2 protein-coding genes (1 of these 2 running past the window's edge) are annotated in these 13,487 nt (G+C 64.5%); both read right to left on the bottom strand.

Annotated elements, in window-relative coordinates:
- On the bottom strand, window positions 1-1,077 hold the 5' end (the start) of the coding sequence (locus tag M5G18_RS10880) for a non-ribosomal peptide synthase/polyketide synthase (protein ID WP_273900035.1). Its footprint begins 13,986 nt before the window's first position; the window shows 1,077 of its 15,063 coding nt (coding positions 1-1,077); the start codon lies at window positions 1,075-1,077; the stop codon falls past the left edge of the window.
- A complete protein-coding gene (locus tag M5G18_RS10875; RefSeq protein ID WP_273900036.1) occupies window positions 1,077-13,487 on the bottom strand; it encodes a non-ribosomal peptide synthetase in 12,411 nt (4,136 codons plus the stop codon). The genes M5G18_RS10880 and M5G18_RS10875 overlap by 1 nt, the downstream gene beginning before the upstream one ends.

Below are 13,487 nucleotides of genomic sequence, written 5' to 3'. Positions count from 1 at the left end.
GACCTGGGCCAGCAATTGATTGAACGGCAGTTGCCCGTGGACGTCTGCGCTCAGCACCTGGGTGTTGACGAAGAAGCCGATCAGGCCTTCGGTTTCCACCCGGTTGCGGTTGGCGGTCGGCACGCCGACGCGGATCTGCGACTGGCCGCTGTAGCGGTGCAGCAACGCCTGGAACGACGCCAGCAGCACCATGAACAGGCTCGCGCCTTCGCGCTGGGCCAGTTGCTTGAGGGCATCGCCCAGTGCGGTCGGCAGGTTCAGATCGAGGCGCGCGCCACGGAAGCTTTGCAACGCCGGGCGCGGATGATCGATCGGCAACTCCAGCACCGGCTGTTCGCCGCCGAGGGTGTCGATCCAGTATTTCAGCTGCCGCTCACGCTCGCCGGCCTCCAGCCAGTGACGCTGCCAGATCGCGTAGTCGGCGTATTGCACCTCCAGCGGCGGCAGGCTCAGGGACTGGCCGCTGGTGTCAGCGGCGTAATGCTTGATCAGCTCGCCGACCAGCACTTGCATCGACCAGCCATCGGAGATGATGTGGTGCTGGATCAGCGCCAGCACGTGATCGTCTTCACCGACCTTGAGCAACGAGACCCGCAGCAACGGGCCCTGTTGCAGATTGAACGGTCGCGCGGTTTCGCTCTCGACGAAAGCCTTGATCGCAGCGTCGGCGTCCTGACCCGGCGCCAGCGTCTCGACCGTGATGCTCAACGGCATCTGCGCGTGAACCTTCTGGCAGAAGGTTTCACCCTGCTCGACGAACGTGGTGCGCAGGCTTTCGTGGCGGGCAACCACGGCGTTGAAACTGCGCTCCAGCGCCGCGACATCCAGCCGGCCCTTCAACCGCAGGGCGCTGGGAATGTGGTACGCGGTGCTGTGCGGGTCCATCTGCCACAGGAACAACTGGCGTTCCTGGGCGTAGGACAGCGGGATCGCCTCGAAGCTTGAGCGAGTTTCCGGAATCGGCAGGTTGGCCGGCGAGACGCCCTCTTCGAGCATCTTTTCCAGGTAGAGCTTACGTTTGTCCAGCGGCAGAGTGATAAAGCGCTTGGCAATCCTCAAAGCAACACTCGTGTCCATCAGAACTCCTCCATATCGTCAAGCAGGGCTTCCAGCTTGTTCAGTTTCTGTTCGTTGATTGCCCCGCCTCCTGTAGTGAGGTGAGCGACAAAGTCGCTCAGGACGGGGTGCTGGAATAGCAGTTGCGGCGTCAGCGTCAGGCCCAGTTCCAGGGCGATGCGCGACACGACATTGACCGCCAGCAGCGAGTGCCCGCCGAGTTCGAAGAAGTGATCGTTCAGACCGATGCGTTCCACGGTGAGCACTTGCTGCCAGATTGCCGCGACCTGTTGCTCAAGCTCCGATTGCGGCGCGACATACGCGGCCTGCATCTGGCTGGCATCCACCGCCGGCAGCGCCTTGCGGTCGAGCTTGCCGTTGGGGGTCAGGGGCAACTGCTCAAGGAACAGCAGGTGCGCGGGAATCATGTAGTCAGGTAACGAAGACTTGAGGCCAGTCTTTAGTCCGTCGCGCAGTTGGCGCTGCGCTTCACCGTCGTACACGTCCAGTTGTGGAGCAACCACATAGGCCACCAGTTGCGCGCCACCCTCGGCCTCGACGGCCAGCACCGCCGCCTCGCTGATGCCCGGTTGCGCCAGCAGCCGCGCTTCGATTTCGCCGAGCTCGATACGGAAACCACGGATTTTCACCTGATGGTCGATCCGGCCCATGTACTCCAACTCGCCGTCCTCGCGCTGGCGAATCAGGTCGCCAGTGCGGTAGAGACGCTCACCGTTGCGGGCGAACGGATTGGGCACGAACTTCTCGGCGGTCATCGCCGCTTTGCCCAGGTAGCCACGCGTGACGCCGGCACCCGACAGGTACAACTCGGCTGACACGCCGTGCGGCACCGCTTGCAGATCGGCATCGAGCAGGTGGCTGGCGGAGTGATCCAGCGCGCGGCCGATCCGTGCCTGACCACCGGCGATGCGGCGGGTCCAGGTCGAGTAAGTGGTGTCTTCCGACGGGCCGTACAGGTCGTAGACATGCTCGACCGTCGACTGCTGATAAAGCGCGTCCACCAGCCCTTGCTTGAGCGGTTCGCCCGCCAGGTTGATGATCCGCACACCCGGCGGAATCTGCCCGGCGCGCTGCAACGCGTTGATCGCCGACGGCACGGTGTTGATCAGGCGCACCTGATCCCGGGCCGGCAGTTGCGGCAGTTCCAGCGCGTTGCGGGCGATGATCAGCGAGCCGCCGTTGGCCAGGGTCACAAACAACTCCCACACCGACAGGTCGAAGCACACCGAGGTCGAGGCCAGCACGCCTAGAATGTCTTCACGGCGGTAGACCTTCGCCGACCAGTCGATCAGCGCCATGACGTTGCGATGGGCAATCGCCACGCCTTTCGGCTTGCCGGTGGAACCGGAGGTGTAGATCACGTAGGCGAGGTTGTCCGGAGTCACGGCGGTTTGCGGTGCCTGAGCCGAATAGCCATCCAGCGCGATCTGATCCAGCAACAACACTTGAGTCTCGGACGGCACGGTCAACGTGGCAGCCAGTTCCTGCTCAGTCAGCAACACTCGCGCACGGCTGTCTTCGAGCATGTAGGCCACGCGGTCGGCCGGGTAATCCGGGTCCAGCGGCACGTAGGCGCCGCCAGCCTTGAGCACCGCCAGCAGTGCAATCAGCAACTGCTCGGAACGCGGCAACGCCACGCCCACCCGCACTTCCGGGCCGACGCCGAGCTCGATCAACTTGTGCGCCAGACGGTTGGCCCGGGCGTCCAGTTCGGCATAGGTCAGCTGCGTGTCGGCGAAGGTCACGGCCCGTGCATCCGGGGTCGCGGCGACCTGACGGGCGATGCGCTGGTGGATGCACAGTTCGGTGACGAAATCGGTGTGAACCGGGGCCGTCTCGATCAGGTGCAATTGGCTGAGCGAACGCTCGCCCGCCTCGGTCATCTGCTCAAGCAAACGCTGCAAATGCGCGCCCAGTTGCGCCACACCGACGTCGGCAAAACGGTCGCGCTGATAGCTGAAGTGCACCGACAGCTCGGCGCCCAGATGCACCAGCAGGGTCAATGGGTAGTTGGTCTGCTCGTGATTCTCCACCGGACCGAATCGCAGGCCCTGCGGCGCGCCTTGCTCCAGCGCTTCGGCAATCGGGTAGTTCTCGAACACCATCAGGCTGTCGAACAGCGCGTCACCGCCCTGCCCGGCCCAGCGCTGAATCTGCGCCAGCGGCGTGTGCTCGAACTCGCGCAGCGCCAGGTTCTGCGCCTGCACGCCTTGCAACCAGCTGGCCAGGCTCTGCTGCGCTTGTGGCGCGGCGATCACCGGCAAGGTGTTGATGAACAGACCGACCTGCTGCTCGGCCCCCGGCAGATCCGCCGGACGTCCGGCGACGGTGGCGCCGAACGCCACGCAATCCTTGCCGGTATAGCGCTGCAACAGCAGCAGCCACGCGGCTTGCACCAGGGTGTTGACGGTGACTTTCGAGGCCCGGGCAAACTCGCCCAGACGCTGGGTCAGACCGGCATCGAGCACCTGGAAATGATCGCCGTAACCGACGCTCGGCAGACCGGCACTCGGCCGCGCGATGGCATCCGCCAGACGCGTCGGCTCCTGCAGATTGCCCAGCGCCGCCAGCCAGTAGGCTTCGGCGGTCGCGGCGTCCTGACGCTGCAGCCAGGCGATGTAATCGCGGTAGCGCCCGGTCGGACGCGGCACCGCTTCGCCGCTGTAATGCTGCAACACTTCGCCGAGCAACTGCGCGCTGCTCCAGCCGTCCATCAGGATGTGATGGTTGGTGTAGATCAGGTGATGACGATCCGCAGCCGTGCGCACCAACACCAGACGCAGCAAGGGTGCACGGGTCAGATCCAGGCCTTGGGCACGTTCTTCGTCGGCAAGTTTTTTCAGCGCGGCATCGAGGTCGGTCTGACCGTTCCAGTCGAGTACCCGGAACGGCACCTCAAGCTGACGCTGCACCACTTGCACCGGTTGCTCCAGATCGCCCTGCCAGACGAAACCGGTGCGCAGGATGTCATGGGCATCCACCACCGCTTGCCACGCGGCGCGGAAACGCTGCGGGTCGACGCCATCGACGTCCAGACGCATCTGGTTGATGTAGTCGCCGTTGCCGTGTTCGAGCAGGGTGTGGAACAACATGCCCTGCTGCATCGGCGAAAGCGGGTAGATGTCATCGATGGTCTGCGGCTGCGGCGCCAGTACGTCGAGCTGGGCCTGGGTCAGGCTCGCCAGCGGGAAGTCCGACGGGGTCACGCCACGGTTGGCGCTGTCGCAGCAATGGGCGATCAGCGCGGTCAGTTCTTGCAGATAATCGTCGGCCAGACGCTGGATGGTCGCCGGTTCGAACATCTCGCGGCTGAAGGTCCAGCTCAGGTCCAGCTCACCGTTGAACACCTTGCCGTCGAGGGCCAGCGGGCTGCCCAGCGGGCCTTGCATGTTGACCTCTTCGCCACCGGATTCGCTGGTCGGCACGAACAGCGCTTCATCGCCGGCATCGAAACTGCCGTCGAACTGGCCCAGATAGTTGAAGGTCAGGCGCGGTGTCGGCAGCGCTTGCAGGGTGGCCCGGGCGTGGTCGTCGCCCAGGTGCGCGAGGGCACCGAAGCCGATGCCTTTGTTCGGGATCGCCCGCAGCTGTTCCTTGATCTGTTTCAGCGAGGCGCCGAGGTCGGCGGTCGGGGTCAGTTTTGCCGGGAACAGGCTGGTGAACCAGCCCACGGTGCGGGTCAGGTCGACGTGATCGAACAGGTCTTCACGACCGTGCCCTTCCAGTTGCACCAGCACATTGTCGTCGCCGGTCCAGCGCACCATCACCCGCGCCAGCGCGGTCAGCAGCAGGTCGTTGACCTGGGTGCGGTAGGCCGCCGGGGCCTCTTGCAGCAGTTGGCGGGTCAGGGTCTTGTCCAGCGGCGTGCGGATCGCCAGTGCCTGGCAATGTTGCTGACCACCCTGCGGGTTGTCGCACGGCAACGCGTTCGACGCGCCTTGCAGCTGTTGCTGCCAGAAGCCCAGTTCGGCTTGCAGCGGCGCGCTGCCGGCGTAGTCCTGCAACGCTTCGGTCCAGGCTTTCACGGCGCTGGTCTTGGCCGGCAGCTGCACGGCCGCTCCCGACTGGATCTGCCGGTAAGCGCTTTGCAGGTCTTCGAACAGAATCCGCCACGACACGCCATCCACCACCAGGTGGTGAACCACCAGCAGCAGGCGCTGGCTGCCATCGGCCAGATTCGCCAGCACCGCGCGGATCAGCGAACCGCCGCTCAGTTGCAGGCTGCGCTGGGCCTGATTGCCCAGCACTTCGAGTGCCGCCAGATCGGCGACCTCGACTTGCCACAGCACGGTTTCACCGGCCTGGGTTTCAACGTCGCGGTACTGCGCCGCCCAGCCCTGCGTTTGCTCGGCAAAGTCCAGGCGCAGGCTGTCGTGATGCACGACCAGCGCGTCCAGTGCCTGCTCCAGAACAGAAGCATCCAGCGGCTGAGCGGTCTTGAGCATCACCGACTGGTTCCAGTGATGACGGTCGGGAATCGGCTGGGCGAAGAACCACTGATGAATCGGCAGCAGCGCGGTTTCACCGGTCACCGGTTGCTGATCGATCTGCTGCACCGGCTCGCCGGTCTGCACCACATTGGCCAGCGCCTGAATGGTCTGGTGCTGGAACAAGTCTTTCGGCGTAAATCGCAGCCCGGCCTGACGGGCACGGCTGACCACCTGGATCGAGATGATCGAATCGCCGCCCAGTTCGAAGAAGTTGTCGGTCAGGCCGACGCGTTCCAGCTTCAGCACGTCCTGCCAGATCGTTGCCAGTTGCTGCTCCAGCGCGCTTTGTGGCGCCACGTAAGACTGCTGCAATTGACTGACATCAGGCTTGGGCAGGTTCTTGCGATCGAGTTTGCCGTTCGGCGTCAGCGGCATGCGCTCAAGGGTCAGCACGTAGGCCGGGACCATGTGCGCCGGCAAGCTGGCCTTGAGTTGCGCCCGCAGTTGCTCGGCGAAATCCGCCTGTTGCGAATCACCGACCACGTACGCCACCAGCCGTTTGCTGCCGGCGCTTTCCTGGGCCACGACCACCGCTTCGCGCACGCCGTCGAGGGCCTGCAGGCTGGCTTCGATTTCACCCAGCTCGATTCGGAACCCACGGATCTTCACCTGATTGTCGATGCGCTCCAGGTAGTCGAAAGTGCCGTCGGCACGCTGGCGCACCAGGTCGCCGGTGCGGTACAGCACGCCACCGGTTGTGCTGAACGGATCCGCGACAAAACGCTCGGCGGTCATCGCCGGACGATTCAGGTAACCACGGGCCACGCCGCTGCCACCGAGGTACAGCTCGCCGACCATGCCTTGCGGCAGCAGGTTCAGATCGGCGTCGAGCACGTAGGCGCTGCGGTCGCCGATGCGGCTGCCGATCGGCGCATAGGCGGCGCCGCACGGCACATCGCGACCGGCCTTCCAGATCAGCGGCGTGACCACGGTTTCGGTCGGGCCGTAGCCGTTGATGATGTATTCCGGGTTCAGCGCGCGTTTGACCCGTTCGAAACTCGCATTCGGCACCGCATCACCGCCGAAGCAGTAGATGCGCACCTTCGGCGGATTGCCCACGCGTTCGGCGTGTTCGGCCAGTTGTTGCAGGTACACCGGCGGGAACGCGACCACGGTTACGCCGTGCTCGATCATCGCGTTGTAGGTCTGCTCCGGCGTCCACAGGCTGTCGTCGCGGATCAGCAGCGAGCCGCCGTGAGTCAGGCTGGTCAGCCAGCGTTCATGGGCGCCGTCGAAGGCGAACGACATGAAGTGGAATTCGCAATCGCTGTCGCGCATTTCATAGCGTTCACCGATGGCCAGGCAGTGCATCGCCAGCGGCCCATGGGTAACGCTGACGCCTTTCGGATTGCCGGTGGAACCGGAGGTGTAGATCACGTAGGCCAGATTGTCCGGATCGATCGTCACCACCGGCGACTGCGCCGAATGGCCGCTGAGGTCGAGGCGATCCAGTTCCAGCACACTCATGGCGTCGTCGATCGGCAATTGTGCCGACACGCGGGAATCGGTCAGCAACAGCGCCAGCCCGGAATCCTGCATCAGGTACGCCAGGCGCTCGCGCGGGTAGCTGGTGTCGAGCGGCACATAGGCGCCGCCGGCCTTGAGCACCGCCAGCAAGGCAACGATCAGGCCTTCGCCGCGCGGCATCGCCACGCCGACCCGCACTTCGGCGCGCACGCCACGGGCCACCAGTTCATGGGCCAGACGGTTGGCCCGGGCATCCAGTTCGCCGTAGCTGTAATGCTTGCCATCGAAAATGACCGCGGTGCGATCCGGTTGCTGCGCGGCCAAGCGGGCATAGCGCTGGTGCACGGCGATATCGGTCGGGTACGCCTGCGGATGGTTCTGCGCCTGTTGCCGCGCATGTTCGTCGGCTGTGGCCAGGGCTATTTCACCGAGACGACGTTCGGCGGATTCAGCGAACTGTTCCAAAAGATGCAGCAACTGCGCGCTCAGACGCTCGACGGTGGCGACGCTGAAATGCGCCTGGTCGAAGCTCATGTGCAGCGCCAGGGTTTCGCCCAGCGTCACGCCGAGGGTCAGCGGATAGTGGGTCTGATCCTGGTTGGCGACTTCGCCGAACACCACGCCCTGGGCGGTGCCGTGTTGCAGCGCTTCGGAAATCGGGAAGTTCTCGAACACCAGCAGCGTGTCGAACAGCGACTCGCCGCCCTGCCCGGCCCAGCGCTGAATGCTCGCCAGCGGCGTGTGTTCGAACTCGCGCAGCGACAGGTTCTGCGCCTGCACCGCCGCCAGCCACGCGGCCACGGTCTGGTCGGGACGACTGCCGGCGATCACCGGCAAGGTGTTGATGAACAGACCGACCTGCTGCTCGATGCCCACCAGTTCCGCCGGACGCCCGGCCACGGTGGTGCCGAACGCCACGCAGGCGCTGCCGGTGTAGCGCTGCAACAGCAACAGCCACGCGGCTTGCACCAGTGTGTTGACGGTGACTTTCTGCTCACGGGCAAACGCATTCAAGCGACGGGTGCGCGAAGCATCGAGGTCGTAATGCTTGAGCAGATGACCGACTTCACTGCGCACCTCGCCACCGCCGGCAGCGGCTTGCGCCAGCACGGTCGGCTCATGGAAATCTGCCAGTTGTTGCAGCCAGAACGCTTCGCTGACCGCCGCGTCCTGACGTTGCAGCCACTGGATGTAATCCGAGTAACGGCTGACCGGACGCGGCGGTTGCTGGCCGGCATAACGCTGCAGGACTTCGCCGAGCATCTGTGCGCTGCTCCAGCCGTCCATCAGGATGTGGTGATTGGTGAAGATCAGGTGATGACGCTTGTCGCTGAGGCGGATCAGGGTCACGCGCAGCAGCCCAGCCTGGGTCAGGTCGAAACCTTCGGCCAGATCGGCGGCGGTGAAATCCTTGAGGGCCTGGGCGATGTCGCTGCGCTCGCGCCAGTCGAGCAGCGTGTACGGCAGCGCCAGTTGGCGATGGATGATTTGCAGTTGTTCCTGCAATTCGCCCTGCCAGATAAAGCCGCTGCGCAGGATGTCGTGGGCATCCATGGTCGCCTGCCACGCCGCGCGGAAACGCTCGGGATCGAGGCCGTCGACATCGACGCACAACTGGTTGATGTAAGTGCCGGTGCCCTGTTCGTACAAGGTGTGGAACAGCATGCCCTGCTGCATCGGCGACAGCGGATAGATGTCTTCGATGCCGGCGGCCGGCACCGGGATCGCGTCCAGTTGTGCCTGATCGATGTGCGCCAGCGGGAAGTCCGACGGGGTCACGCCCATCGAGTTCGCGTCGCAGCAATGGCTGATCAGCCCTTGCAGTTCACGCTCGTAATCTTCGGCCAGACGGGCGATGGTCGCCTCGTTGAACTGCTCGCGGCTGAAGGTCCAGCGCAGGTCGAGTTCGCCGTCGTAGACCTGGCCTTCGACGCCCAGCCAGTTGTCCAGCGGCGCGTCGAGGCTTTGCTCCAGCCCGGCGCTTTCACCGGCCGGACTGAACAGCGCACCGTCCTCGGCATCGAAGCTGCCGTCGAACTGGCCGAGGTAGTTGAAGGTGATGCGCGGCATCGCCAACGCCTTGAGGCTGGCCTGGATGGACGCGTCGCTCAGATGGCGCAGCACGCCGAAACCGATGCCCTTGTTCGGGATCGCCCGCAGTTGTTCCTTGATCTGCTTGATCGCCGCCGCGACGGAATCCGCCGGGGTCAGGCGCACCGGGAACAGACTGGTGAACCAGCCGACGGTGCGGGTCAGGTCGACGTCGTCGAACAGGTCTTCGCGGCCGTGGCCTTCCAGCTGAATCAGGGTGTCGGCGTGGCCGGTCCAGCGGCTGATGACTCGCGCCAGTGCTGTCAGCAGCAGATCGTTCACCTGGGTGCGATACGCCGCTGGCGCCTGTTGCAGCAATTGCTGAGTGAAGGTCTTGTCGAGGCGGCTGTGCAGCACCAACGCGTGACGGCTTTGCAGACTGCCTTGTGGGTTGTCGCACGGCAGATCCAGTGCCGCGCCGTCGAGTTGTTGCTTCCAGAATCCGAGTTCAGCCTGCAGCGCTTCGGTCGCGGCATAGGCTTGCAGATGCTCACCCCAGGCCTTGTAGGCGCTGGTTTTCGCCGGCAGCTTGATGGCGGTTTTTTGCGCAGCCTGTTGATAAGCCAGTTGCAGGTCTTCCAGCAGAATCCGCCACGAAACTCCGTCCACCACCAGGTGATGCACCGCCAGCAACAGACGCTGACTGCCATCGGCGACGGTCGCCAGCACCGCGCGCAGCAGCGGGCCGTTTTGCAGGCTCAGGCTTTGCTGGGCCTTGGCGTACAGCGCTTGCAGTTCGCTGTCGGCCAACTTGTCGGCGGTCCACAACAGTTCCGGATCGTGAACAATCGGCGCGACTTCGGCACGCCAGCTTTCGGCGCTTTCGACGAAGCGCGAACGCAGGCCGTCGTGATGCGCGATCAACGCGTTCAGCGCTTGCAGCAGTGCTTCGGCGTTCAGGGTTTGATGGCTGCGCAGCAGCACCGCCTGGTTCCAGTGGTGACGCTGGGGAATCGGCTCTTCGAAGAACACTTGCTGGATCGGCAGCAACGGCAGCTCGCCGGTGACCGGGCCCTGATCGATGCTCACGCCCCCGCTGCCCTGCTGCGCCACGCTGGCCAGACCTTGCACGGTCTGGTGCTGGAACAGGTCGCGGGGGCTGAAATGAATCCCGGCCTGACGCGAGCGGCTGACCACCTGAATCGAGATGATCGAGTCGCCGCCCAGCTCGAAGAAGTTATCGGTGAGGCCGACCTGTTCGAGCTTGAGCACATCCTGCCAGATGCCGGCGATTTTCTGCTCCAGCTCGCTGCGCGGCGCGACGAACGCCTGCTGCATCTGGCTGGCGTCCGGCGCCGGCAAGGCCTTGCGGTCCAGTTTGCCGTTCGGGCTCAGGGGCAGTTCGGCGAGGAACAACAACTGCGTCGGCACCATGTAGTCCGGCAGGCTGTCCTTGAGCTGCGCCTTGATCGCTTCCCGCGCCGCGCCTTGTTCGTCGGCGGACGCCGCGACCACGGACGCATCCTTCGGCACCACGTAAGCCACCAGTTGCAGGCTGCTGCCGCCCTGCACCGCCAGCACCACGGCTTCGCTGACGTCGTTCAGTTCCAGCAGGCGCGCTTCGACTTCGCCCAGCTCGATACGGAAACCACGGATCTTCACTTGATGGTCAACGCGGCCGACGTATTCGATCTGGCCGAGGGCGTTGTAACGCGCCAGGTCGCCGGTGCGGTACAGACGCGCCCCGCTGGTGGAAAACGGATCGGGAATGAAACGTTCGGCAGTCAGATCGGCACGCTGGAAGTAACCGCGCGCCAGCAATTCACCACCGATCAGCAGTTCACCGACCACACCGACCGGTGTCGGCTGGCCGTCGGCATCCAGCAGATAAGTGTGACGGCCCGGCAACGGCTGACCGATCGGCAGGGTCAGCGGCAACGGCTGACGACCGAACACGTAGTCGCTGCAATCGAGGGTGGTGGCGGTGACGGTGGCTTCGGTCGGGCCGTAGGTGTTGAGCAATTTGACGTGTTCGAGCCCGGCCTGACGCCAGGCCTGCACGCCTTCCGGCGGCATCGCTTCACCGCCGCTGTGCACCTGACGCAGCGCCGCGTAATCACGCGGGCCGGCGGCGGCGAATTCCTTGGCGATCATGTTCCAGTAAGCGGTGGTCAGGTCCATGACCGTGATGCCTTGCTCGACGATCTGACGGTACAGGGTTTCGCTGTCCCACACTTCGTTGCCGCGCAGCACCACCGAAGCGCCGCAGGTCAGCGGGCCGAACAGCTGCTCGCCGAAGGCATCGAAGTTGAACGTCGCGAATTGCAGCGCGCAGTCGGCAGCGCTCAGGCCGTAGTAATGCTGCGAGGCGAATGCGTGTTTGCTCAGCGCACCGTGGCTGATGCCGACGCCTTTCGGGCGCCCGGTGGAGCCCGAGGTGAACATCACGTAGGCCAAGTTATCGGCCCACACGGCACGTTGCGGGTTGCTTTCATCGGTGCAGGCCCAGACATCGGCCTGATCCAGACACAGACTCCGGACGTTCTGCGGCACCGGCAATCGGTCGAGCAAATGGCTTTGGGTCAGCAGCAAACGGCTGCCGCTGTCTTCGATCATGCACAGCAGGCGATCACGAGGATATTGCGGGTCCAGCGGCACATAAGCGCCGCCGGCCTTGAGCACGGCGAGAATCGCGACGATCAGTTCCAGTCCACGATCCACCGCCACGCCCACCAACACGTCCGAGCCGACGCCTTGCGCCAGCAGCGTGCGCGCCAGGCGATTGGCCCGGGCGTTGAGCTGGGCATAGGTCAGGCGCTGGCCGTCGAAAATCAGCGCGACGGCATCCGGTGTCAGCTCGGCCTGGGCTTCGAACAGTTGATGCACCGGGCGCTCGCTCGGCCACTGGGTGTCGTGGCGACCCCACTTCTGAGTCAGTTGTTCCAGCTCGGCCGTTTCCAGCAGCGCGATGTCACCGACGCGCTGCTGCGGATCGCTGACGAGGCTGCGCAGCAAGTTCGTCCAGTGGCGCGCCATGCGTTCGATGGTTTCGGGCTCGAACAGATCCGTGGCGTAGGTGAACGCCGCGTGCAGTTGCCCGCCCTTCTCGTAGGTATCCAGACTCAGGTCGAATTGGGTGCTGCGGCTTTCCCACTCGATGACGCCCAGCTCCAGACCGCTGCCGACCTTGAGCGTGGTGACATCAGCGACTTCCGGCTGGTGGTTGTACATCACCTGGAACAGCGGGTTGTAGCTGAGGCTGCGTTCCAGCTTCAGCGCCTCTACCAGACGCTCGAATGGCAAGTCCTGATGGGCCTGGGCGCCGAGGGCGGTTTCCTTGAGGTCACGCAGCAGATCGGCGATCGAGGTCTGGCCGTCCAGTTCGACACGCAGCACTTGAGTGTTGACGAAGAAGCCGATGAGCCCTTCGATTTCCCGGCGGTTGCGGTTGGCGATCGGCACACCGACGCGCAGGTCGGTCTGCCCGGTGTAGCGGTGCAGCAGAATATTGAAGGTGCCGAGCAACAGCATGAACAGCGTCACCCCGTGCTGACGGGCGATACCGCGCAATTGCTCGACCAGCGCCGCGTCCACTACGCTTTCCAGACGCTGGCCCTGATTGCTCGGCAGCACCGGGCGCGGGCGATCCACCGGCAACTCCAGCACCGGGTGTTCGTCGCCCATCTGCGCCAGCCAGTAGTCGAGTTGACGTTGTTGCTCGCCGGCCTCCAGCCAGCGGCGCTGCCACAGGGCGTAGTCGCTGTATTGCACCGCCAGCGGCGGCAGTTCGGCAGCGCGGCCCTGATCGTGGGCGTCATAGAAGCGGCAGAACTCGTCGATCAGCACGTTCATCGACCAGCCATCGGAGACGATATGGTGCAGGGTCAGCAGCAGCACATGTTCCTGCTCGGCCAGTTGCAACAGGCGCACCCGCAGCAGCGGGCCGTTGGCCAGGTCGAACGGCAGCAGCGATTGCTCCTGCGCGGCGGCGGCCACACGGGTTTCACGTTCGGCGGCGGGCAAATCGCTGAGGTCGATGCGCTGGATGTCCAGCGGTTGTTGCAGCGGCACTTGCAGCAGGCTGTCGTCGGGCTGCTGCTGGAACACCGTGCGCAGGGTTTCGTGACGTTCGATCAGGCTGGCGAAGGCTTGCTCCAGCGCGGCCTGATTCAGGCGACCGGTCAGGCGCACCGCCGCCGGCAGGTTGTAGGCGCCGCTCTGCGGGTCCAGATGCCAGAGGAACCACATGCGTTGCTGGGCATAAGACAGCGCCTGCCGATCCTCGGCCTCGACGCCTGCGGGAATCGGGAACCGGGAAAAATCCACCCCTTCTTTCGCCAGGGCAGCCAGGAACATCTGGCGCTTTTCCAGGGGCAACCCGATAAACCGGCGAGCGAGTTTCAAGGAGTCTTCTGCATTCAT

The sequence above is a fragment of the Pseudomonas aphyarum genome (assembly GCF_028657055.1).
GTDB classification, from domain to species: Bacteria; Pseudomonadota; Gammaproteobacteria; order Pseudomonadales; family Pseudomonadaceae; genus Aquipseudomonas; species Aquipseudomonas aphyarum.
This window is presented reverse-complemented; position numbering and strand designations above follow the sequence as displayed.